This is a genomic window from Comamonas sp. F1-6 (assembly GCF_039581415.1).
Lineage (GTDB): Bacteria > Pseudomonadota > Gammaproteobacteria > Burkholderiales > Burkholderiaceae_C > Comamonas > Comamonas thiooxydans.
The window spans coordinates 84,743-105,633 of sequence record NZ_JBCPWN010000002.1 but is presented as its reverse complement, the minus strand read 5'-3'; the positions used below and the strand labels follow the sequence as shown (position 1 = coordinate 105,633).

The window sequence follows — 20,891 nt, the reverse complement described above, 5'->3', positions numbered from 1 at the left end:
AGGATCGCGAGGGCGAGGGATGCGGGGCGGTCGATGACGACTCCCGATCCGGGGGAGTCTGTCAGTCGGCCAGCTTCGCAGCCATTGCGGCGTGCGATAAATCACTGGTTGAACTGGCACTGTCCACGTGGGGACTCCTGAAATTGCGATCTGTCGATTATCGGTCGAGACCGGGTTCAGGGTCAACCCTAGGTGGTTTTCAGTTGCAATTGCGCCGGGGCCTGGCGGCTTGCAGGCTCGGCCCATTGGCGCACGCAGCCCCAGACGATCAGGGCCTGTGCGGCGTAATAGCTGCCGAGCACGCTCACTGCGGACCAGGGCAGCGGCTGCACAAAACGGTTGATGGCCAGGATGGAGTCGCTGAGCATGAAAAAGCTGGCGCCCAGTGCGGTCAGTAGTGCGGCGCGGCTGCGCAACTGACGATAGCGTCCCCAGGCCTGGGCCGCCATCAAGGCGATGACACCGACATAGGCGGCCACGGGCAGACGCAGGGCGGCGGGCAGGCCATGGGTCCAGAGAAAGACATACATGGCGGCGCCGATCGCAGCCACCAGCAGCAGTGCGCGGCGGTCGGCAAACCAGGCAACATCAAGCTTGAATAGCGCAACGTAGCAGACATGGGCCAGCAAAAAGCTGACCAGGCCGGGAATGAACAGACTGGTGGGCAGCTGTCCGTCCAGCATCAGGAATACATCGCCAGCCATGGAAAAAACAATAGCTGCCAGCAGCAGATGAACATGCTTTTGAGGCAGGTTTTGTATAGTTTTTGAGTTCTGCTTTGCGCAAGAAGCTATGCATATGAGAGCAAAAACCATGGTGGCAGGCTTGAACAGCCAATGCCATTGCTGCAGACCGAGCGCTGCCGTGGCCGTGGCCAGTGCGCCGCTTTGCAGCATCAGCGCCAGCCACAGACTGATGCGTCCCTGCATGGCCGCGCCCAGAGCCCATTGCCCGGTGAGCAGCACGCCGAACCAGATCAGATTGGTGGCCAGCGGTGACTGATCGGCATGCCAGAGAAAGACCGAAGTGCCCGCAACCAGTGCTGCAAACTGCAGGCCGGCAAACCAGCGCAGCGCAGTGCCCATCGGAGGCGCATAGATGATGCGGTGCTCGTCCAGATCGAAGGCGGGCTTGGGAAAGTGCTGCGCCACATCGGCTGGCCGCCAGCCCGGCGGCTTGAACCAGACGCGAAGCTTGTCCAGCCAGCTGCGTGCATGCCAGCTGTCATGCGCCAGCTGGCGGTAGACGCTGAAGTTGGCCCAGAGCGGGTCCCAGCTCTTGAGCAGGCCGCGCGTGCCGTAGACGCAGGGCTCCTCATCATCCTCGGTCTTGTAAGTGCCGAAGAGCCGGTCCCAGACGATGAGAATGCCGCCGTAGTTGCGGTCCAGATAGCGCTCGTTGACGGCATGGTGCACGCGGTGATTGCTGGGCGCGCAGAACCAGCGGTCGAACCAGCCCAGCTTCTTGACCTGCTCGGTATGCACCCAGAACTGGTAGAGCAGGTCGATCAGCCCGACCACGGCAAACACCAGCGGCGGCACGCCGGCCAGGGCCATGGGTAGATAGAAGATCCAGCCCAGCAGCGCGCCGGAGCTGGTCTGGCGCAGCGCGGTGGAGAGGTTGTAGGCCTGGCTTTGGTGGTGCACGGCATGGGCGGCCCAGAGCACGCCCACTTCATGGCCCATGCGGTGCAGCCAGTAGTAGCAGAGGTCGTAGAACAGCAGGGCCAGCAGCCAGCCCGGCAGGCTGAGCCAGAAGGCATCGGCCTCGATCAGAGCCACATGGCTGGCCACGACGGTGTAGATGCCCAGCGTCAGCAGCTTGGTGAAGACGGCGCTGGTCTGGCTCAGTATGCCCAGGTTCAGCGAGCTGATGGCATCGGCCAGCGCATAGGCATTGCGCCCGCGTTTTAGGCTGATGGCCCATTCCACGGCAATCAGTGCGAAAAAGACCGGCGTGGCCAGAACGATGACTTGGCTGGGGGAGAGCATGGCCATCGATTGTGGGCAGGGCGCGGCGCGCAGCGCCTCGCATCTTCCCTAGTTGCGGCTCTTGGCGCTGGCTCTCACAACCGTATGCCGCGCTTGTGGATCAACGCGCCCCAGCGCCTGGTCTCCACGGCGATAAGCTCGGTGAAGCGTGCCGCATCCAGCGCCAGGATTTCCGCATCGGTGGCTGCCAGCCGCGCGCGCACTTCAGGCATCGCCAGCGCGCGCTGGAACTGTTGGCTCAGCCACTCGACCACCGGCGCGGGAGTCTTCGCCGGTGCGGCAATGCCGTACCAGGACTGCACCAGGATATCGGGATAGCCGGCCTGCGCGATGGTGGGCACCTCGGGCAGCGAGCGCGTGCGCGCTGCGGCGTTGACAGCCAGAGCCCGGACCTTGCCGGACTGGATCAGCGGCAGCACCAGGTTCTGTGAGATCAGCGCGAACTGCAGCAGGCCGGAGCCCAGGTCCAGCAGCGCTGGCGGCTGGCCCTTGTAGCTCACGTTGGTCAAGCGGATGCCGGTGCGCTCGAAGAACAGCTCCTGTGCCAGGTGGATGGAGCTGCCGGTGCCGGGGTTGGCTGCGTTGAACTCGCCCGGTCTGGCGGCAGCCAGCGCGACGAACTCCTTCAGCGTCCTGGCAGGAACCGTGTCGTGCACCACGAACACCGTCGGCGGCGCGGCCACGCCGCACACTCCCACGAAGTCCTTGCTGCGCGCCTTCATCTCGGGCATCAGGTGCTCGCCCACCGCGAGGATCGGCGCTACGCCCAGCAGCGTGTAGCCATCGGCCGGGGCCTTGGCCACCGCATCCAGGCCGATGCGGCCATCGGCACCGGGACGGTTCTCGATCACGATGCGTTGCGGCAGTGCGTTGGACAGCGGGTCGCAGACGGCGCGCAGCACCACGTCGACGACGCCGCCTGCGGGGTAGGGCACCACGATGCGGATCGGTCGATCGGGGTAGCCGTCCGGGCTCGGCGCGATGCCTGCGCGGGCCATGCCGGGCACCAGGCCGGCCAGCAACAGTTGAAGGTGGAATTGCCGACGGTCCATGCTTGTCTCTCCGGTTCTAGGCGATGTAACCCGCCATTGATTGCAGGGCCTGGCGTGTCTCGGTCACCAGGCGGCCCATCACGGCAGCCACGGGCTCGATTCCGCGCAGCCAGTGCACGCTCTGCCCCGCAGCCTCGTACATCAGCGGCCCGATCTGGTGCTGTTCCACCGCTGCCAGCAGATCGCCGGTGAGAGCCTGCTGGTAGGGCATAGACAGTGGCTCGGGTGCGCCGGGCTGTGCCCAGGCGTTGCTGAACGCGCTGCGCAGCACGCGGCAGGGCTTGCCGCTGTGGGCGCGCGTGATCACCGTGTCTTCGCTGTCGGCAGCGATCAGCTTCTTTGCCAGCGCCTGCGGCATTTCGTGCTCGCGCGTGCCCAACCATAGCGTGCCCAGCCAGGCACCCTGCGCGCCCAGGGCCAGCGAGGCCGCCACCTGCGCCCCGGTGCCGATGCCACCGGCCGCGATTACTGGCCGTCCCTCGGCTGCCGCCACTATCTGAGGCACCAGCGTGAAGGTGCCGATGGGCCCTGTGTGGCCGCCCGCGTCATAGCCCTGGGCCACCAGGATGTCGGCCCCGGCTGCGATCGCCTTTTGAGCATGGCGCACGCTGCCGACCAGGGCGATGGTGTGCAGGCCGCGCGCCTTGATGCGTGCCAGCGCCTCCACCGGCGTGCCGACGCCGGCGGCAAAGACCTCGATATCGCTGTCCGCAATGGCGTCCACCTGCTCCTCGAACAGGCTCTGCGAGCGCACGTACTGCGAGAAGAAGTTGCCTTCGGTGGCCGGCGGCACGTCGTATTGCTTGAACAGGCCCTGCACGAAATCCCTGTGCCCCTGCGGCAGTGCGGCAGCCACGGCTGCGCGGTCGTCGTGTTCGGGCAGGCCGGAGGGCAGCAGCAGGTCCACGCCCACCGGGTGTTCGGGGCACAGTTCGCGCAGCTGGCGCAGCTTCTTCTGCAGCTCGTGCGGGCCGTCACGCGCGGCGGCATAGACGCCCAGCCCGCCGGCCCGTGAGATCGCGGCGGCCACTTCGATGCGGTGGGCCAGACCAAAGATGGGCAGGCGTATGCCCAGTCGGCGGCAGAGGTCGTTGGTCAGTGCATTGCTCATGTCCACAGCTCCGGCTCCATGTCCAGGCAAGGGTGCTGCGGCAGCGCTGCGGCACGGCGCAGCACATGGCGGCCGATCAGCGTCTTGTGAATCTCGCTGGTACCCTCGCCGATCTGGTTCATCTTGGCGTCACGCAGGAAGCGCTCCAGCGGGAAGGCCTTGAGGTAGCCGTTGCCGCCCAGCAGTTGCAGGCAGTCGACCACGATGCGCATGCACAGGTCGGTGGCATGCAGCTTGGCGATCGATGCATGGATGGCCACGTCGGCATCGCCCGCGTCGTAGCGCTGCGCGGTGCTGTAGACCAGACAGCGTGCGGCCTCGATCTGGGCCGCCATCTCGGCCACCATCCACTGGATGCCTTGGTGCGCACCCACCGGCTGCCCGAAGACCTGGCGCTGGTTGGCGTACTGGGCGGCAATCTGCAGCGCGCCTGCGGCGCGGCCCAACGCAATCGCAGCGTGGCCGATGCGTGCGCGCAGCAATGTGTCCTGTGCCAGCGCCATGCCTTCGCCTTCCTTGCCGAGCAGGTGCTCCGGCGCGATGTGCACGTTGTCGAAGCTGACCAGCGCGATCGGCACGCCGTACCAGCCAAGCTTGGGAATCACCGGCGATACCGTGATGCCGGGCGTGTCGCGTGGCACGACGAAGGCGCTCAGTCCGCGGCCGCCGCCGGGTCCGTCGGCCTGGCGCGCCACCACCACGAACATGTCGGCTACGTTGGCGCGCGTGATGAACTTCTTCTGGCCATTGAGCGTCCAGCCGCCCTGCGGTGCCGGCGCATAGTGCGCCCCCAGCCGCGCCACGTCGCTGCCTGCGCCAGGCTCGGTCAGTGCGAAGGCCGACTGGCGTGCCCCGCTGGCCAGGTCGGGGATCAGCGCGCAGCGCAGCGCCTCGCTGCCACCGGCCACGATGGGGCGCGAGGACAGGTCGGTGCCAGTGACCAACGAAGCGGCCGTCGAACACACAGACGCTACTTCCTCGATGATGCGCACGCGCAGCATCATCGACGCCTCGCTGCCGCCGTGCGCGCGCGGGAACGCGGTGGCGACGATGCCTTCGCGACATAGCAGCCGGAAGGTATCCCAGGCGAAGACGTCCTGCTGCGCCACGCGGTCGGCGTCCGGCCCGATGCGCTCGGCCACCAGAGTTTTCACGCGCTCAAGCAGTGAGGCTTCATCGGGGGACAGGCGTACAAGCGGGTGGTGAGGTTCGGGAATCGACATGGGGTCTCCTTTGTTTCAGATCTGCCTCAGATGACGCCTGCCTCGCGCAGGCGGGCCAGTTCGGTGGCAGGCATTGCCAGCTCGCCCTGGTAGAACGCTTCGTTGTCCTGCCCCAGTGAACCGCCGGCGTGGCGGATGCTGCCGGGCGATCGGGCGAACCGCGGCACGACATTGGCCATGCGCACGCTGCCGAAGTCCCGGTCGGGCACGTCGCAAAGGGCCTGGCGAGCGCGCATGTGCGGGTCGGCCTCGATCTGGTCAATGCCGTAGACCGGGGCGATGGTGCCCTGCGCCGCTTCGAAGGCGGCCAGCACCGCCGCCAGCGGATGTGCTGCGCACCAGGCCGCGAAGATGCCGTTCAGCTCCTGGGCATGCTGCACGCGGTCACGGTTGTTGGCGAAGCATGGCTCGTCTATCAGTTCGGGCCGGCCTATGGCGCGGCAGTTGTTGGCAAACATGGCATTGGTGCTGCCCGACAGCGATACCCATTGCCCGTCGGCAGTGCGGTAGACCGCGGCCGGTGCAGAGTACTGGTTGGCATTGCCCGAGCGCTGATACACGGTGCCTAGCTGCTCGTGCTGGATGGGCAGGAACTCGAGCAGCTTGAGCGTGGCCTCGGTCAGCGATAGATCGATTTCCTCGCCCGGGGCCTGCGGGTTGCGGGCGCGGCGCCACAGCGCAGCCAGCACGCCTACCGCGCCGAACAGTCCGCCGACGTTGTCGGCCAGTGGGTAGCCTGAGTGCATGGGCGCTCCCTGGGCTTCGCCGCTGATGTAGGTCAGGCCGCCCATGGCTTCGAACAAGCGTGCAAAGCCCGGCCGGTCGCGGTAGGGGCCGCTCTGGCCGAAGCCCGTGGTTCGCAGTATCACCAGGCTGGGCTGGGCCTGCCACAAGGCCTCTTTGGTCAGGCCCCAGCGGTCCAGCGTGCCGGGGCGGAAGTTCTCGATCAGCACATCGAACTGAGGCAGCATGCGCAGCAGCAGCGCGGCGCCCTCGGGCTTGCGCAGGTCGAGCGTGACCAGGCGTTTGCCGCGGTTGGTTACTTTCCACCACAGAGGCTTGCCGTCTTTGTGCGGTGGGAAGTCGCGCATGCCGTCGCCTGCACCGGGCAGTTCGGCCTTGACGACGCTGGCGCCGTAGTCGGCAAGGAGGGCCGCGGCCGAGGGCGCGGCAATGATGGTGGCGATGTCCAGGACGCGCAGTCCGGTGAGAGGTCCGTTCATGGTGTGCATGTCTCCTGGAGGTCAATGTAGAAAACAGCTAGCCGCGAGCCAACCAGAAATATGAGAATCAGATATCTCGCTTTCAGATGGATGCAGAAGCTGCCATGACCCACGCCACCGAAGCCCTGGAGTTGCTGACACTGAAGTCGCTGAGGACGCTGGCCGCTGCGATCCAGGGCGGTAGCCTGACACGCGCGGCCGTCGAGCGTGGACTGGCGCAGTCGGCCGTGAGCCGGCAGATCGCCGAACTGGAGCGCGCACTGGGCGGCGCGCTCTTCTATCGCACGGGACGCGGCGTCAAGCCCACGGCACTGGCCGAGCAGATGCTGCCGCGCGTTTCGGCTTTGCTGTCCGAGGCCGAGGCGCTGGTGCGCCTGGGCAAGGAGCTGACCGGTGTGCCCAGCGGCCTGGTTACGCTGGGCCTGGTGCCGGGTGTGGCCGGCTTCATGGCCGCGGCGCTGTATGGCGAGGTGGCGCAGCGCTTTCCCGAGATCCGGCTGCGCGTCATAGAGGGCTATAGCGGAGACATGGAGGTGGCGCTGAGCCAGGGCCGCATCGACATGGCGATCCTGAACCGCTACCGGGCCAGAGGCAGCAACAGCTACCGCAAGCTGGCCGATGCGCAGATCTGCGTGGTGGGCCGCCAGAGTGTGCTGCAGCGCATGCTGGCGCCGGCGGACACTGCTCTGCCGGTCAGCATGGGCCTGCAGACGCTCGAGCGCCTGCCGCTGGTGCTGCCGGTGCCACCCAACGCCATCCGCAACCTGCTCGATGAGCAGACAGGCCGGCAGGGGCTGCGGCTGAACGTGATCCTGGAGGGTAGCTCCTCGGTGATCCTCAAGAGCATGCTGGCTCGGCACGACTGCGCCACGCTGCTGCCGCGCCATGCCGTCAGCGAGGAGCTGGCCTGTGGCAGCCTCGCAGCCATTGCGCTGGCGGAGCGGGTATTTCGTCAGCATGTGGTGCTGGCCACCAGCAGTCAGCGCCCTTTCACTATGGCAGGCAAGGCGGTGGCGGCCCTGGTAGCCGAGACCGCTGGCGCATTGATGGCCCGACAGGCAGTGCTTTGAGGTCGTGGATCAGAGGCTTCCAGGGGTAAGCATCGATTGCTAAGTAGTTTTATTTATGAGATTTCGCGAGAAGCGAGTCGATAATTTCGCCCATCTCCCCGGTCGGCCAGTTGTCTTGACCTGCCGGCCTGCACGGGCACTCCGCCGTCCGCATGCTGCGGCAAGGTGCCCGTGACCCACTGCTGCCTGTACATGTCCATACCACGCCGCTCTCTTGTCGCGACCGCCGCCCTGATGGCTGCGGCCAGTTTTTCCGCTCCCGTTCTTGCCGCCGCCGATGCCTGGCCCGCCGCCAAGCCCATAACGCTGATCGTGCCGTTCAGTGCCGGTGGCAATGTGGACACCACGGCGCGCCTGATCGGCCAGAAGCTGGGTGAACGTCTGCACCAGTCCATCGTGGTGGACAACGTGCCTGGCGCCGGCGGTGTGCTCGGGGTGAGCAAGGCCGTCAAGGCACCGGCCGACGGCTACACCTTGCTCATGGGCTTTGACGGCCCCATCAGCATTGCCCAGCTGGTGAATTCCGCCGTCAAGTACGACGCCGAAAAGGATCTGACCCCTGTGGGGCTGACCACCATCGCACCCGTGGTCGCCGTGGCCCGACCCGGCCTGCCGGCGCACAATCTGAACGAGCTGATTGCCCTGGCGCGTTCCAAGCCCGGATCGTTGACCTATGCCACTTCGGGCGTGGGCACCATGCTGCATCTGGCCATGGAAATGCTGCAGGAGCGCGCCAAGATCAAGCTGGTGCATGTGCCCTACCGCGGCGGTGCTCAGATCACCAGCGACGTGATGGGCGCTCAGGTCGATGTGGGCATGCTCACCACCGTGAGCGCCGTGCCTATGATCCAGCAGAAAAAGCTCGAAGGTCTGGGCGTGACATCGGCCAAGCGCATCGATGCCATCCACGCCGTGCCCACCTTTGGCGAGACGGCCGAACTCAAGGGCTTTGACCTCAACACCTGGACGGGGCTGTTCGTGCCCGCCAAGACGCCTCAGGCCGTGGTCACGCGTCTGGCTACCGAGCTCGATGCCGTGCTCAAGATGCCCGATGTGCGCAAGCGCCTGGAAGATGGCGGCGCCACGCCCGGCTCCGGCACCCAGGCCAGCTTTGTCCAGTTCCTGAAGAAGGAAAAAGCCGGCTATGCCCAGATCGTGAAGTCGGCCAACATCCAGGCGGAATAAGCCATGGCCGCGCCTCTGAATCCCGTGCATGCCGAGATCCATCCGCCCGTACTGCCCGAAGTGGCCGCCGTCGCGGACGAGATGCTGGCCCTGCGCCATGATCTGCATGCCCATCCCGAGCTGGCCTACGAAGAGCACCGCACCGGCGATATCGTGGCCGCCAGGCTGGCCGAATGGGGCTACGAGGTCCATCGCGGCCTGGGCGACACCGGCGTGGTGGGGACGCTGCGCTGCGGCGACCATGCCAATGGCAAGCACATCGGCAAACGTCTTGGCCTGCGCGCCGACATGGACGCGCTGCCCATCCGTGAAACCACGGGCCTGCCCTATGCCAGCCGTCACGACGGCAAGATGCATGCCTGCGGCCACGACGGGCACACGGCCACGCTGCTGGCCGCGGCCAGGGTGCTGGCCGGGCACAAGAACCAGCTCCAGGGCACGCTCAATCTGATTTTCCAGCCCGCCGAGGAAGGCCATGGCGGCGCGCAGAAGATGGTGGAACAGGGGCTGTTCGAGCTGTTTCCCTGCGATGCGCTCTACGCCTTTCACAACGAGCCCGGCTACCCGGCGGGGCAGTTCGGCTTTCGCTCGGGCGTGATGTATTCCAGCTCGGACACGGCCATCATCACCATCCGCGGCAAGGGCGGCCATGGCGCCATGCCTCATGTGGCCGTGGACCCCATCGTCGTGGCCTCGCATCTGGTGCTGGCTTTGCAGACCATACGCTCGCGCGAGATCGACCCCAACGACATGGCCGTGGTCACCATCGGTGCCATCCATGCGGGCGATGCGCCCAATGTGATTCCCGAAACCTGCGAGCTGCGCGTGACCATCCGCGCGCGCTGCCCCGAGGTGCGCCAGCAGCTGCGCGAGCGCATCACGGCCATGGCCCATGCCCAGGCCGCAGTCCACCGCGCCACGGCCGAGGTGGACTACAAATGGCGTTATCCGCCCGTCATGAACGACAAGGCGGCTACCGATTTCGCAGTCGGTGTGGCCCGCGAATTCCTCGGCGAAGCATGGTTGATTCCCGATCTGCAGCCGCTGCAGGCCAGCGATGACTTCGCCATCATGCTCAACCAGGTCCCCGGCAACTACTTCATTGTCGGCAATGGCATGGGCGAGGGCGGCTGCATGGTGCACAACGCAGCCTATGACTTCAACGACAACCTGCTGCCCGTGACTGCCTCGTATTGGGTGAAGCTGGCCGAGAGCTATCTGGGTCGCGACTGAGTTTTGTATGAGTGAAATCAACCTCTCCGGCCAGAACCTGCCCGGCTTCGATGCCACGACCGACTATTGGCAAGCCACCGTCACCGAGGCCGAGCTGAGCCAGTCGCCGCTGCCGCCCTATGCGAAGAGCTATCCGGCCAGACTGCCCGACGGCCGCTATCTGCTGCTGCCGCTGCGCGGCATGCCGACAGCCGATGGCTCGGCGCCGGACCGCTGCGTGGCCTCCCTGATTGCCAACCAGGCCTCGATGGAGGTGGTTGAGCAGCTGGCGCTGCACATGGCGCAAGGCGCCGGTGCGCACGACTTCGACGTGGTCATAGGCCTGCCCACGCTGGGCCTGGCTTTTGCACCGCTGGTGGCCAAGCAACTGGGCCACAGCCGCTATGTGCCCCTGGGTTATTCGCGCAAATACTGGTATCGCGACGAGCTCTCCGAGCCCGTCAGCTCCATCACCACGCCGGGCAAGGGCAAGCTGCTCTATATCGACCCGAATCAGCTGGGCCTGATTGCCGGCAAGCGCGTGCTGGTGGTGGACGATGCCGTGAGTTCGGGCACGACCATGGTGTCCGGCCTCAAGCTGCTGGAGCGTTGCGGCGCCGAAGTGGCCGCCATTGCCGTGGCCATGCGCCAGGGCACGCAGTGGCAGCAAAAGCTGGTGCGTGCAGATGGCAGCGCCATCCCCGTGGTCGCGGCCTACGACTGTCCGCGCATGGAGCGCCGCGCCGACGGCTGGTGGCCTGAAGGCTCATAAAAAGAGAGCTACTGGCGTCTTTCATGCATGAAGTTTAGGCTGTTTATGCCTTGAAATCATTGTATGAAATGCGTTATAAGCTCTTGTTTGTATAGCAGTCAAGGCCCGGAGCAGGAGCAAATCAGGTCAGCGCACCGCGCCCGTCGACCGTGAAGATGCGCTCGACCACGCCCTTGAGCCGGCCACCGCGCACGCCGATCAGATGGTCGTGCAGATTGACCGTGGGGTCGCAGTGGCCGGGAATCAGCCACAGGCTCTCGCCCAGCGCGGGCAGCCAGCCGCTGTGGTTGCCCGCGTCGGCATCGGGGTGCAGCACGCCATGCTCGTCGCCGCCATTGGCAAAGCGCAGCGCATTTTCGGGCGCCAGCGCATGCAGCTTCGGCAGGCCGGAGTCTATGGCATGGGCCTTGTGGCCGGCGTCGCAGACGGCATGGTCGCCGCTGAGCGACATGACCTGGGTCTTGACGTAGAGCGCATGCTCGAACAGGGGCTGGGCCGGGTCGCGCTGGTTGGCCGCGTAGTCGGCGTCCATGAAGAGGAAGGAGCCGGGCTGGATTTCGCCATAGATGCCGCTGGCGGCCTCGTTGACCATGGTGCCCGTGCCGGCACCCGTGATCAGCGGAATGGCCAGGCCGGCGCGGTCGAACTCATGGCGCGTGCGGTTGACGAGCTTGAGCACCTGCTCGATGGCGGTCTTGCGCTCCTCGGCGCTGCGCAGATGCTGGGCGCCGCCGTGATAAGCCTGCAGACCCGCAAAGCGCAGCACGGGCTGCGCTGCAATCGCCTGTGCCAGGCCCAGGGCGGCTTCGCCGGGCTCTGCGCCGCAGCGGTTCTGGCCGACATTGATTTCCACCAGCACATCCATGGCTGCATCGCCGGCCTGCGCATCCTGCAGGGCCCGCGCCAGCCGGGTGATGCCTTCCTCGCAATCCACGGCCAGGGCCAGCCGGCCGCCCTGGGCATTCAGTGCCCTGGCCAGAGCCGCCACGCGCGCCAGCTTGGTCTGGGAGATGACTTCGTTGCTGATGAAGATATTGGTGATGCCGCCCTGGGCCAGTGCCTCGGCCTCGCTGACCTTCTGCACGCAGTGGCCGCAGGCGCCGGCATGTTCGAGCAGATGGGCGATATGCGCGCTCTTGTGCAGCTTGGCATGCGGACGCCAGAGCACGCCATGCTGCTGGGCAAAGCGGGCCATGCGCTCGATATTGCGGTCCATGGCGTCCAGGTCGATGACCAGGGCGGGCGTATCTATGCGTTTGACGGCCTGGCCGACCAGGGTCTGCAAATGCTCAGGAATGTGCTTCATCTCGGCTGCCTTGCTGAAGGTGTGCGGTATCTGCCCAGCCTACCAAAGACAGGCCGTCAGGCGTCCAGAGCAGGCGATTGATGGCGCAGTTGCTCAGCTCCCAGGTGCGTGGCGTCTGGAAATCCTGGCGCGTGGCCAGGCGGTAGAGCACATCCATCACGCCGCCATGGGCGACCAGCACGATCTGCTCGCCCTCGTGCTTGCGTGCAATCCGGTCCACGGTGGCAAAGATGCGTTCGCGCAAGGCCTGCAGCGAGTCGCCACCTCCGGGCGGGGCATAGGCCGGGTTGCGCGTGCGCCAGAGCTGGGCGTCCTCGGGCTGGGTGGCTTCCACATCCTTGAAGGTGCGGCCCTGGAAATCGCCGAAGCAGCGCTCGCGCAGGCCGGCGGTGGTGTGCAGAGGCGCACCGGATCTCTGGGCAATCGCCTGCGCAGTGACATGGGCACGCTGCAGGTCGCTGCTGTAGATGGCGGCAATGCTCTCGTCGGCCAGTGCCTGGGCCGCCTGCTCGGCCTGCCACAGGCCGGTGTCGTTCAAGGGGATATCCAGATGCCCCTGGATACGTCCATCGACATTCCAGGTTGTCTCTCCGTGCCGGATGGCAATGATGCGCGTGGCGTGCATGTCTTGGCTCGTTCAGCGTAGGTTGTTTTATTGAACAGTCATTGTCTTGCAAACAAAGTGTGCCTGTACCCCGGTCTGTTGTTACGGACTTTTCGACGCTCGGCCTGCATCGTGGCGCAGCCGGCAAGAAAAAAGGCCTGCAACCACGATTGCAGGCCTTTTGGGCATTACAGCGCTTGCGCTTCAAGCACCGGCTGCCATGTCTTTTGGTGTCAGATCAGCGATTTGGCATTGTCCAGCACAAAGTCGCAGGCCTTTTCCTTGAGGTTGCTCTTGACCTTGTCCAGGCTGAAGCTCTTGCCGTCGGCGCCCGTGACCATGCCCATCAGCCCGTTCTGGTAGCCCTGATCCTTGGGTTCTTCCTTCTGGCCCAGGCCAAGCTTGCCCAGCAGCTGATTCTTGACCTGGGCGGCCTTGTCGGCGTTGAGGTAGTTGTTCTTCATGCAGTAGGTGAGGACACCGGCGGCATTGCTGGCCGTGCCGGAGCTCAGGTTGCCCAGGCCCAGGGCCGACAGTGCCGAAGAGCCTCCGGAGCCGCCGAGCATGCCGCCCAGACCAGAAGCGCTGGAGCTGCTCTCGGCCGCGCCGCCGCCCAGCTGACCGCGCAAGGCGTCGCCGAGGCCGCTGGCATGGGCGCTGAAGGCACCCGCGGCCACTGTGGCGCAAAGCAGGCTGGAGAGAGCAAATTTCTTCATGACTTCATCCTTTTCATGGCGAGGGCCCAGGCAGGAGGCCCTGGTTCAAAGCGAGCTGCACGTTAGCACGCGGCAGGCCCGGCAACTGTTGAAGATTGCAAATCAACGTGCCGGAGCCACGGTGGCCGGGGCGGCTGGCGTGACCGATGCGGCGGGCTGCGCGGGGGCTGCAGGCGCGCCGCTGGCAGGCTGCGCTGCCGGCGGCTGGATGACGGTGCGCACATTGCGCTGGCCCTGCGGCGGCTTGGGGAAGCCCGTCAGCGCAGCATCAAACAGAATGCCGAAGATGGCCGGGTCGTCGGTCCACACATCCTGGCGCTGGGCCGAGGTTTCGTAGACGATCTGCTGGGTCTTGATATCGCGCATGACGATGCTCACGGCGCGGTAATACTCCAGCGGCGGCTCGTTGAACATCATGCCGCCGCCAAAGCCCCAGCCGAAGCCGCGGCCGTAGCTCATGCCCCAGCCCCAGCGCGGGCCCCAGTAGGGGTCGTAATAGGGCCAGCTGGCCCAGTCGCGCGCATAGCGGGCCATGGCGCTGATCTGCACCACCAGGCTGGCGCGCGAGTCATCGCGCGTCAGGCCGACGCGGGCCAGCGCATGCTGGGCCTGGGCTTCCACGGCCGCGAAGTTCACCTGGCCCTGCTGCGAGGGCAGGGTCTCCAGCCGGTAGGTGGCCGGCACGGGGATGGTGTTCAGTGCGGAAAAGCTCTGCACCGTGCTGTTGACCTCGCGCACCGTGCTGCAGCCGGCCAGCAGGGCCGTCGCAGTCAGGGCCGCAAGGCCGATCCAGTGTAAGGATGTTTTGCGCAGGTTCATGATGATTTCTCTGAAAACGACAAAGGCCCATGGGATGGGCCTTTGATTGGACAGCAGGGTCCGGTTTTAGTTCAAAAGTCCGCTCAGGACAGTTGTACCACTTGTACCCCGCCGGGCAGGGCGGCCATGGTTGGCAGCTCTTCATGGTCAAAGGCCATGTCGCCGTTGGGATCGGCAATGCCCGTGGCCTTGGCGTTCCTGAAGTCGTGCAACTGGGGGTCCATCATGTGCGTGGTGACAATGTTGCCCATGGCGCGGAACATGCTCTCGATGCGGCCGGGGAACTTCTTGTCCCACTCGCGCAGCATATTGCCCACGGCCACGCGCTGCAGGCCGTCCTGGCTGCCGCAGAGGTTGCAGGGAATGATGGGGAAGTTCTGGTACTGGGCCCAGCGCGTCGTGTCCTTCTCGGGCACATAGCACAGGGGGCGGATCACCACATGCTTGCCGTCGTCGCTGACCAGCTTGGGCGGCATGCCCTTCATGCGGCCGCCGTAGAACATGTTGAGCATCATGGTCTGCACGATGTCGTCGCGGTGATGGCCCAGGGCCACCTTGGTGCAGCCCAACTGGTCGGCCACCTTGTACAGGATGGCGCGGCGCAGGCGCGAGCACAGACCGCAGGTGGTCTTGCCTTCGGGCACGACGCGCTTGACGACGCTGTAGGTGTCCTGGTTCTCGATGTGATAGTCCACACCGATGCTCTGGAAGTACTCGGGCAGCACATGCTCGGGGAAGCCGGGCTGCTTCTGGTCCAGGTTCACGGCCACGATGTCGAACTTCACGGGCGCGCGCTTTTGCAGCTTGCGCAGAATGTCGAGCAGGGTGTAGCTGTCCTTGCCGCCGGACATGCAGACCATGACCTTGTCGCCTTCCTCGATCATGTTGTAGTCGAGGATGGCCTTGCCCACTTCGCGGCACAGGCGCTTTTCGAGCTTGATCTGTTCGCGCTCGATCTTGATCTTGCCGGGCTTGGCGGCTTCTTCGCCGTTGGCGCTCTCTGCGGCCGCAGCATCGGCGGCTTCTGCCTCTTCGGCAATCCAGGGGTTGTCGTTTACTGCATTCATGGGGTTCACCATTGTCCGGTTTCGATGCGAATGGCTACTTCGCAGTCGTCAAAAATTTCCAGCTTCGCAATTTTCACACGCACGCCGCGCACGCCGGGCAGCTGCAGCAGGCGCTGGGCCAGCTTGCCGATCAGGCTCTCGAGCAGGTTCACATGCTCGGAGGTGCATTCGTCGATGATGATCTGGCGCACCTTGCGGTAGTCCAGCACATGAAGGATGTCGTCATCGCGCGGAGCCAGGGGTTGGGGGCCGAGATTGAGTTCGGCATCGACCTGGATCGGCTGGGGCTCTTGTTTCTCATGCGCAAGAATCCCGAGGCTGGCATCAAAGCGCAGCCCGGTGAGCGTGAGAATCTGTTGTCCGGAAGTGGAAGTCATGGAAAAGGGTGCGGCCTCGACGGGCTCACATCATCGAAAAATCGCGCTCGAAGCGCTGTAAATGTTGGCCGCCATCGACCAGCATGGTGGTGCCCGTCATGGATCGGTTTTCCAGTGCAAAGCACACGGCGGCGGCAATGTCCTCGGGCGAGGAGGAGCGTCCCAGCGGGCTCATGGCGTGCAGGGTCTCGAACTTTTCCTGGCTCAGCATATGGCTGGTCAGCGTCAGGCCCGGCGCCACGCCCACCACGCGCACGCTTGGCGCCAGCGCCAGGGCCAGCATGGTGTTGGCGGCTTCCAGAGCCGCCTTGGAGAGGGTGTAGCTCAGGAAATCGGGGTTCTGGTTCCAGAGCTTCTGGTCCAGCACATTGACCACGGCGCCCTGGGCCGACTCTTCGCCCGCCGCCGCACGCTCCTGCACATGGGCGTGCAGAGCCTGGGACAGCAATATGGGCGCCCCCGTGTTGCTGCGCATATGCGCTTCCAGCGCCACATAGCTGAAGCTCTGGGCATCGTCATGCTCGAACAGCGAGGCGTTATTGACCACGGCGTCGATGCGGCCAAAGCGCTCCACCACACGCGGCACCAGCGAGCGCACCGATTCCTCGTCAAAGAAGTCCGCGTCAAAAGCCGCGCTGTCGCCCGACAGCTGCGCGCAGGAAGCCACGGTCTGCATGGCTTGCTCGCGGGAGTCGCGATAGTGCACAGCCACTTGCCAGCCCGCGCGGGCCAGGGCCAGGGCCATGTCACGTCCAAGGCGACGGGCGGAACCGGTCACCAATACTGTGCGTGGTCGGGCGGGTGAGGACATTCGTGGAAAATGCGGGTTGTGACGACAGAACCCTCAAGTTTAACGAGCGCCTTGCAATCCCGCATTGCCAAGGAGATTGCCGCCGTGGGCGGCTGGCTGCCTTTCGACCGTTTCATGGAGCTGGCGCTCTATGCACCGGGCCTGGGCTATTACGCCAATGAGACGGCCAAGTTCGGCGCCATGCCGGAGTCGGGCAGCGACTTTGTGACGGCTCCGGAGATTTCGCCTATTTTTGGCCAGTTGGTGGCGTCCCAGTTACGGGAAGCGCTACAAAAAACGAATACCCGCGAGATCTGGGAGTTCGGCGCGGGAACCGGCGCGCTGGCGCTGCAGATCCTCGACGAGCTGGCGGCTCAGGGTGCGTTGCCCGAGCGCTACACCATTGTCGATCTCTCGGGAACGCTGCGCGCGCGCCAGAAGCTGGCGCTGGCCAAGTACGAACATCTGGTGCGCTGGGTGGATGCGCTGCCGGACGCCATGGAGGGCGTGATCATCGGCAACGAGGTGCTGGATGCCATGCCGGTGCAGCTGCTGCAGCGCACCGCAGGCCAATGGCATGAGCGCGGCGTGGTGCTCGGCGCAGGCGGCGATGAGGCGGTTTTTGCCTGGGAAGACCGTCCCACCGAACTGCGCCCGCCTGTGGATATCGGTGGTCCGCATGATTTTCTGACCGAAATCCACCGCCAGGGCGAGGCATTTATCCACACCCTGGGCGAGCGTCTGGTTCGCGGTGCCGCCTTCTTTATCGATTACGGCTTTGGCGAGAGCGAGTACTACCACGAGCAGCGCCATATGGGGACCCTGGTCTGCCACTACCAGCATCAGGTGGACAACGACCCTCTGGTGCTGGTCGGCCTCAAGGACATCACCGCCCACGTCAATTTCACGGGCACCGCCGTGGCGGCCCAGGATGCGGGCTTCGACGTGCTGGGCTATACCAATCAGGCGCACTTTCTCATCAACTGTGGGCTTGCGCCCAAGCTCGATGCGGTCGGTATCAAGGCCCGCTCCATGGCCTCCAAGCTGGTCATGGAGCACGAGATGGGTGAGCTGTTCAAGGTTGTTGCCCTGTCCAAGGGCGTGGAGCCCTGGATGCCGCTGGGCTTTGTGCAGGGCGACCGCACGCATCGGCTGTAGCGTCTGCGCGCCCGCCGAGCTCACTGCTTTTCGAGCTTGGCGGCCTGGATGATGCTGCCCCAGTGCTTGTACTCGGTGCGCGTGAAGTCGCGGAACGCGCTTGAGCCGAGCAGACGAGGTTCGCCGCCCAGGGCCGCGACCCTGGCCTTGAACTCGGGGCTGTTGGCCACCTTGAGCGTGGCGGCTTCAAGTCGCTGAACCACGGCGCGTGGTGTTCCCTTGGGGGCCAGCACGCCGTTCCAGGTGGCGGTGACAAAGGACGGAAAGCCGCTTTCCTTCATGGTCGGGACCTGGGGCAGCTGCGGCAGGCGCTCGGCCGAGGTCACGGCCAGCGCCTTGAGCTTGCCGCCCTGGATGAAGGGCAGTGCCGGCGTGATGTTCTCGAAGATGAAATCGATCTGGCCGCCGATCAGATCGGTCAGGGCCGGAGCGCTGCCCTTGTAAGGCGCGTGAACCAGGTCCAGCTTGGCGGCGCTCTTGAGCAGCTCACCCGACAGATGCACGGTGGAGCCCATGCCCGGCGAGCCATAGCTCATGCCGGTGCGGCGCTCGCGCGCGTAGCTCACCAGCTCGGCCACCGATTTGACCGGTGTTTTCGATTCGTTGACCACCAGCACGTTGGGAATCGAGGTCACCAGAGCTACGTACTCGAAGTCGTCCAGGCTTTTCTCGCTGAGATTGCGGTACAGGCTGGGATTGATGGCTTGCGTGCCTGCCGTGCCGAACAGCAGCGTGTAGCCGTCATTGGCGGCAGCCGCGACGCGGCTGGCACCGATGGCACCGTTGGCTCCGGGGACGTTCTCCACCACGACCGGCTGGCCCAGGGCCTCGGCCAGACCCTGGCCGACCAGGCGCGCCACGACATCGGTATTGCCGCCGGGCGAGAAAGGCACGACTAGCTTGAGCGGGCGATTGGGGAAGCTGTCGGCAGCCGCCGGCAGGGCTAGGCTGGCGCCCAGCAGCGCTGCGGTCAGAAGAAACTGTTTGCGTGAAAAGGTCTGGGGCACGGTATGTCTCGTTGTTTGTTGTTGGCGGGCCGTGACGGCAGACGCATGGGCCCGGGCCCTGCATGGCGCAGGGCTTGGACATCATGGGCAGAGGGGGGAATTGAGGTCAATCAATCTTTGGGAAGCATGTCATGCATAAACGGAATGGCTGCCTGACAGCATGGGCGCGCAGGCCGTCAGGACAGTGCGCCCCTATACTTGCGGTCTCATGATTCGCTGGTTGATCGTCATTTTTCTGGCCCTGTTGCTCGTCAACGGGCTGCACGGCTGGCTGCAGCGCATAGGGCTGGGGCGTCTGCCCGGCGACTTCCGTTTCCGGCTGTTCGGCAAGGAGTTCTTCCTGCCGGTGGCCAGCACCGTGCTGCTCAGCGTGGTGGCGGCGCTGATTGCCCGCTTTGTGAAGCTCTGAGAGCGTGAACACGTTCTGAGGCGGGCCGACTTGAATCTGCAGGCTTTGGCTGCACATACGAACCTGAGCCCGAGCAGTGCCTGCTGGCACCGTCAGGTATTGCCAAAGAAAGTACGACTTACGCAAAGCGGGTTCAGGCAAGGCGACTGTCCCAGGAGGCAGGCCGTTGTCGCATTCTTTTTTGCGTAAATCCTAGAAAGGTTGCCCCTGTGTCCGAATCCCTGCACTACGTCTGCCCTCACTGCCACACCACCAATCGCATCGCCAAAGAGCAGCTGAGCAATCAGCCTGACTGCGGCAGCTGCCACCAGCCGCTGGTGACGGGCGAGCCCGTGGCCCTGGACAACGACAGCTTTGCCCGGCACACCGGCCGCAGCCAGTTGCCCGTGGTCGTGGATTTCTGGGCCCCCTGGTGCGGCCCCTGCCGCATGATGGCGCCAGCCTTTGCCCAGGCGGCCCAGCAACTGGCGGGGCAGGCGCAACTGGCCAAGCTCGATACCGAGGCTTATCCACAGGCTGCAGCACCGCTGGGCATTCGCAGCATTCCGACCATGGTGGTCTTCAAGGAAGGCAAGGAACTGGCACGCATCTCCGGGGCACTGCCTGCCTCGGAGATCGTGCGCTGGGTGCGCTCGGTGATCTGAGCGGCGGCTTCGCGCGAGTCGGCCCGCTCACCCGGCCCCGGTTCGGGGCCGGTTAGCCTGGCTCAGGCGGCGATGTCCAGCACCACGCGGCCTTCGATCTTGCCTTCGTGCATGCGGGCAAAGATGTCGTTGATGTTTTCCAGCTTGTCGGTGGATACGGTGGCCTTGACCTTGCCCTGAGCAGCAAAGTCCAGCGACTCCTGCAGGTCCAGGCGCGTGCCGACGATGGAGCCGCGCACCGTGATGCCCTTGAGCACCATGGAGAAAATCGGCAGCGGAAAATCGCCAGGTGGCAGGCCGTTGAGCGAAATCGTGCCGCCGCGACGCACCATGCCCAGAGCCTGCTCGAAAGCCTTGGGCGACACGGCCGTGACCAGCACGCCATGGGCGCCCTCGATCTCTCTTTGCAGATAGGCCGCCGGGTCGGTGTTCATGGCGTTGACGGTGACGGTTGCGCCCAGCTGGCGCGCCAGCGCGAGCTTGCTGTCGTCGATGTCGACCGCCGCGACGTTGAAGCCCATGGCCTTGGCATATTGCACAGCCATATGGCCCAGGCCGCCGATGCCGGAAATCACCACCCAGTCGCCGGGCTTGGCGTCGGTGACCTTCAGGCCCTTGTACACAGTGACTCCGGCGCAGAGCACGGGGGCGACGTCGATAAAGCTCACGTTGGACGGCAGATGGCCCACATAGTTGGGATCGGCCAGTGCGTAATCGGCAAAGCCGCCGTTGACCGAATAGCCGGTATTGGTCTGAGATTCGCACAAGGTTTCCCAGCCGCCTATGCAGTGGCGGCAGAAGCCGCAGGCGCTGTGCAGCCAGGGCACGCCCACGCGATCGCCTTCCTTGACATGCTTGACGTTCTTGCCCACCGCAGCCACGTAGCCCACGCCCTCGTGGCCGGGAATGAAGGGTGGATGAGGCTTGACGGGCCAGTCGCCTTCGGCCGCATGCAGATCGGTATGGCAGACGCCGGAAGCAGCGATCTTGACCAGGATCTGATCGTCTGTCGGTCGGGGTACCGGCATTTCTTCGATCGTGAGCGGCTTCCCGAAGGAACGCACCACGGCGGCTTTCATGGTCTGGGGTAAGGACATCAGAGCACCTCCTTGAAGCAAGAGGGCAAGGCCGCGGCCTGTGGGCCGGACACTTGCC

General features: G+C 65.1%; 21 protein-coding genes. 7 read left to right on the top strand and 14 right to left on the bottom strand.

Going from position 1 to position 20,891, the window contains the following annotated elements; genetic code table 11:
• Nucleotides 1-188: 188 nt before the first annotated feature.
• From AAIL66_RS02740 to AAIL66_RS02720, 5 genes are all read right to left on the bottom strand, one after another.
• Nucleotides 189-1,991 (bottom strand): lysoplasmalogenase family protein, encoded by a 1,803-nt coding sequence (locus tag AAIL66_RS02740; protein ID WP_343495951.1) that lies wholly within the window; start codon nucleotides 1,989-1,991, stop codon nucleotides 189-191.
• Nucleotides 1,992-2,065: 74 nt separating this feature from the next.
• Complete coding sequence (locus AAIL66_RS02735; RefSeq protein ID WP_343495950.1) at nucleotides 2,066-3,043, bottom strand: tripartite tricarboxylate transporter substrate binding protein; 978 nt, start codon at nucleotides 3,041-3,043, stop codon at nucleotides 2,066-2,068.
• Nucleotides 3,044-3,059: 16 nt separating this feature from the next.
• Nucleotides 3,060-4,154 (bottom strand): nitronate monooxygenase, encoded by a 1,095-nt coding sequence (locus AAIL66_RS02730; RefSeq protein ID WP_343495949.1) that lies wholly within the window; start codon nucleotides 4,152-4,154, stop codon nucleotides 3,060-3,062.
• On the bottom strand, nucleotides 4,151-5,377 hold the full coding sequence (locus tag AAIL66_RS02725) for an acyl-CoA dehydrogenase family protein (protein WP_063663723.1): 1,227 nt from the start codon (nucleotides 5,375-5,377) through the stop codon (nucleotides 4,151-4,153). Before AAIL66_RS02725 ends, AAIL66_RS02730 begins: the two co-directional genes overlap by 4 nt.
• Before the next feature lie 26 nt (nucleotides 5,378-5,403).
• Nucleotides 5,404-6,600, bottom strand: a complete 1,197-nt coding sequence (locus tag AAIL66_RS02720; protein WP_034391348.1) for a CaiB/BaiF CoA-transferase family protein — start codon at nucleotides 6,598-6,600, stop codon at nucleotides 5,404-5,406.
• Nucleotides 6,601-6,704: 104 nt separating this feature from the next.
• On the opposite strand from AAIL66_RS02720, the gene AAIL66_RS02715 reads away from it, so the two are divergent.
• The 4 genes from AAIL66_RS02715 to AAIL66_RS02700 all read left to right on the top strand — a co-directional run bounded on the left by AAIL66_RS02715 (nucleotide 6,705) and on the right by AAIL66_RS02700 (nucleotide 10,839).
• Nucleotides 6,705-7,670 (top strand): LysR family transcriptional regulator, encoded by a 966-nt coding sequence (locus AAIL66_RS02715; protein ID WP_343495948.1) that lies wholly within the window; start codon nucleotides 6,705-6,707, stop codon nucleotides 7,668-7,670.
• A gap of 192 nt (nucleotides 7,671-7,862) precedes the next feature.
• On the top strand, nucleotides 7,863-8,855 hold the full coding sequence (locus AAIL66_RS02710) for a tripartite tricarboxylate transporter substrate binding protein (protein ID WP_034391167.1): 993 nt from the start codon (nucleotides 7,863-7,865) through the stop codon (nucleotides 8,853-8,855).
• A gap of 3 nt (nucleotides 8,856-8,858) precedes the next feature.
• Nucleotides 8,859-10,088 carry a M20 aminoacylase family protein gene (locus AAIL66_RS02705; RefSeq protein WP_343495947.1) on the top strand — a complete coding sequence of 410 codons (1,230 nt, stop codon included), beginning with the start codon at nucleotides 8,859-8,861 and terminating at the stop codon, nucleotides 10,086-10,088.
• A 7-nt stretch (nucleotides 10,089-10,095) separates the two neighbouring features.
• A complete protein-coding gene (locus AAIL66_RS02700; RefSeq protein ID WP_343495946.1) occupies nucleotides 10,096-10,839 on the top strand; it encodes a phosphoribosyltransferase in 744 nt (247 codons plus the stop codon).
• A gap of 121 nt (nucleotides 10,840-10,960) precedes the next feature.
• On the opposite strand, the gene AAIL66_RS02695 is transcribed toward AAIL66_RS02700, so the two are convergent.
• The 7 genes from AAIL66_RS02695 to AAIL66_RS02665 all read right to left on the bottom strand — a co-directional run bounded on the left by AAIL66_RS02695 (nucleotide 10,961) and on the right by AAIL66_RS02665 (nucleotide 16,539).
• Nucleotides 10,961-12,145, bottom strand: a complete 1,185-nt coding sequence (locus AAIL66_RS02695) for a DSD1 family PLP-dependent enzyme (protein ID WP_034354690.1) — start codon at nucleotides 12,143-12,145, stop codon at nucleotides 10,961-10,963.
• The gene (locus tag AAIL66_RS02690; RefSeq protein ID WP_034354687.1) at nucleotides 12,129-12,770 is read right to left on the bottom strand and encodes a histidine phosphatase family protein; all 642 of its coding nucleotides are present in this window, start codon (nucleotides 12,768-12,770) and stop codon (nucleotides 12,129-12,131) included. The genes AAIL66_RS02695 and AAIL66_RS02690 overlap by 17 nt, the downstream gene beginning before the upstream one ends.
• A 212-nt stretch (nucleotides 12,771-12,982) precedes the next feature.
• A complete protein-coding gene (locus AAIL66_RS02685) occupies nucleotides 12,983-13,465 on the bottom strand; it encodes a DUF2501 domain-containing protein (RefSeq protein WP_003068777.1) in 483 nt (160 codons plus the stop codon).
• Nucleotides 13,466-13,567: 102 nt separating this feature from the next.
• Entirely contained in the window at nucleotides 13,568-14,284 is a 717-nt protein-coding gene (locus AAIL66_RS02680; protein WP_343495945.1) for a DUF4136 domain-containing protein, read from the bottom strand.
• 83 nt (nucleotides 14,285-14,367) lie between these two features.
• Nucleotides 14,368-15,363, bottom strand: a complete 996-nt coding sequence (gene ttcA / locus AAIL66_RS02675) for a tRNA 2-thiocytidine(32) synthetase TtcA (RefSeq protein WP_343495944.1) — start codon at nucleotides 15,361-15,363, stop codon at nucleotides 14,368-14,370.
• A complete protein-coding gene (locus AAIL66_RS02670; protein WP_003050921.1) occupies nucleotides 15,357-15,728 on the bottom strand; it encodes a dihydroneopterin aldolase in 372 nt (123 codons plus the stop codon). Before AAIL66_RS02670 ends, ttcA begins: the two co-directional genes overlap by 7 nt.
• 25 nt (nucleotides 15,729-15,753) lie before the next feature.
• Nucleotides 15,754-16,539, bottom strand: a complete 786-nt coding sequence (locus AAIL66_RS02665) for an SDR family oxidoreductase (protein ID WP_343495943.1) — start codon at nucleotides 16,537-16,539, stop codon at nucleotides 15,754-15,756.
• A 9-nt stretch (nucleotides 16,540-16,548) separates the two neighbouring features.
• On the opposite strand from AAIL66_RS02665, the gene AAIL66_RS02660 reads away from it, so the two are divergent.
• The gene (locus tag AAIL66_RS02660) at nucleotides 16,549-17,676 is read left to right on the top strand and encodes an SAM-dependent methyltransferase (protein ID WP_343495942.1); all 1,128 of its coding nucleotides are present in this window, start codon (nucleotides 16,549-16,551) and stop codon (nucleotides 17,674-17,676) included.
• Between the two features lie 20 nt (nucleotides 17,677-17,696).
• Here the strand turns inward: AAIL66_RS02660 and AAIL66_RS02655 are convergent, their stop codons facing one another.
• Nucleotides 17,697-18,683, bottom strand: coding sequence for a tripartite tricarboxylate transporter substrate binding protein (locus tag AAIL66_RS02655; RefSeq protein ID WP_343495941.1), 987 nt, complete (start codon nucleotides 18,681-18,683; stop codon nucleotides 17,697-17,699).
• 208 nt (nucleotides 18,684-18,891) lie between these two features.
• On the opposite strand from AAIL66_RS02655, the gene AAIL66_RS02650 reads away from it, so the two are divergent.
• A complete protein-coding gene (locus tag AAIL66_RS02650; protein WP_012839950.1) occupies nucleotides 18,892-19,092 on the top strand; it encodes a DUF2905 domain-containing protein in 201 nt (66 codons plus the stop codon).
• A 209-nt stretch (nucleotides 19,093-19,301) separates the two neighbouring features.
• Complete coding sequence (gene trxC / locus AAIL66_RS02645) at nucleotides 19,302-19,736, top strand: thioredoxin TrxC (protein ID WP_034354663.1); 435 nt, start codon at nucleotides 19,302-19,304, stop codon at nucleotides 19,734-19,736.
• 62 nt (nucleotides 19,737-19,798) lie between these two features.
• Here trxC and adhP read toward each other — a convergent pair whose 3' ends face one another.
• Nucleotides 19,799-20,833 (bottom strand): alcohol dehydrogenase AdhP, encoded by a 1,035-nt coding sequence (gene adhP, locus AAIL66_RS02640; protein ID WP_034377221.1) that lies wholly within the window; start codon nucleotides 20,831-20,833, stop codon nucleotides 19,799-19,801.
• Nucleotides 20,834-20,891: the final 58 nt, after the last annotated feature.

What these genes read in the sequence shown, in the direction of transcription:
- AAIL66_RS02740 (WP_343495951.1), bottom strand. Translation starts at nt 1,991, where the DNA reads ATGCTCTCCCCCAGCCAAGTCATCGTTCTGGCCACGCCGGTCTTTTTC.
- AAIL66_RS02735 (WP_343495950.1), bottom strand. Translation starts at nt 3,043, where the DNA reads ATGGACCGTCGGCAATTCCACCTTCAACTGTTGCTGGCCGGCCTGGTG.
- AAIL66_RS02730 (WP_343495949.1), bottom strand. Translation starts at nt 4,154, where the DNA reads ATGAGCAATGCACTGACCAACGACCTCTGCCGCCGACTGGGCATACGC.
- AAIL66_RS02725 (WP_063663723.1), bottom strand. Translation starts at nt 5,377, where the DNA reads ATGTCGATTCCCGAACCTCACCACCCGCTTGTACGCCTGTCCCCCGAT.
- AAIL66_RS02720 (WP_034391348.1), bottom strand. Translation starts at nt 6,600, where the DNA reads ATGAACGGACCTCTCACCGGACTGCGCGTCCTGGACATCGCCACCATC.
- AAIL66_RS02715 (WP_343495948.1), top strand. Translation starts at nt 6,705, where the DNA reads ATGACCCACGCCACCGAAGCCCTGGAGTTGCTGACACTGAAGTCGCTG.
- AAIL66_RS02710 (WP_034391167.1), top strand. Translation starts at nt 7,863, where the DNA reads ATGTCCATACCACGCCGCTCTCTTGTCGCGACCGCCGCCCTGATGGCT.
- AAIL66_RS02705 (WP_343495947.1), top strand. Translation starts at nt 8,859, where the DNA reads ATGGCCGCGCCTCTGAATCCCGTGCATGCCGAGATCCATCCGCCCGTA.
- AAIL66_RS02700 (WP_343495946.1), top strand. Translation starts at nt 10,096, where the DNA reads ATGAGTGAAATCAACCTCTCCGGCCAGAACCTGCCCGGCTTCGATGCC.
- AAIL66_RS02695 (WP_034354690.1), bottom strand. Translation starts at nt 12,145, where the DNA reads ATGAAGCACATTCCTGAGCATTTGCAGACCCTGGTCGGCCAGGCCGTC.
- AAIL66_RS02690 (WP_034354687.1), bottom strand. Translation starts at nt 12,770, where the DNA reads ATGCACGCCACGCGCATCATTGCCATCCGGCACGGAGAGACAACCTGG.
- AAIL66_RS02685 (WP_003068777.1), bottom strand. Translation starts at nt 13,465, where the DNA reads ATGAAGAAATTTGCTCTCTCCAGCCTGCTTTGCGCCACAGTGGCCGCG.
- AAIL66_RS02680 (WP_343495945.1), bottom strand. Translation starts at nt 14,284, where the DNA reads ATGAACCTGCGCAAAACATCCTTACACTGGATCGGCCTTGCGGCCCTG.
- ttcA (WP_343495944.1), bottom strand. Translation starts at nt 15,363, where the DNA reads ATGGTGAACCCCATGAATGCAGTAAACGACAACCCCTGGATTGCCGAA.
- AAIL66_RS02670 (WP_003050921.1), bottom strand. Translation starts at nt 15,728, where the DNA reads ATGACTTCCACTTCCGGACAACAGATTCTCACGCTCACCGGGCTGCGC.
- AAIL66_RS02665 (WP_343495943.1), bottom strand. Translation starts at nt 16,539, where the DNA reads ATGTCCTCACCCGCCCGACCACGCACAGTATTGGTGACCGGTTCCGCC.
- AAIL66_RS02660 (WP_343495942.1), top strand. Translation starts at nt 16,549, where the DNA reads ATGCGGGTTGTGACGACAGAACCCTCAAGTTTAACGAGCGCCTTGCAA.
- AAIL66_RS02650 (WP_012839950.1), top strand. Translation starts at nt 18,892, where the DNA reads ATGATTCGCTGGTTGATCGTCATTTTTCTGGCCCTGTTGCTCGTCAAC.
- adhP (WP_034377221.1), bottom strand. Translation starts at nt 20,833, where the DNA reads ATGTCCTTACCCCAGACCATGAAAGCCGCCGTGGTGCGTTCCTTCGGG.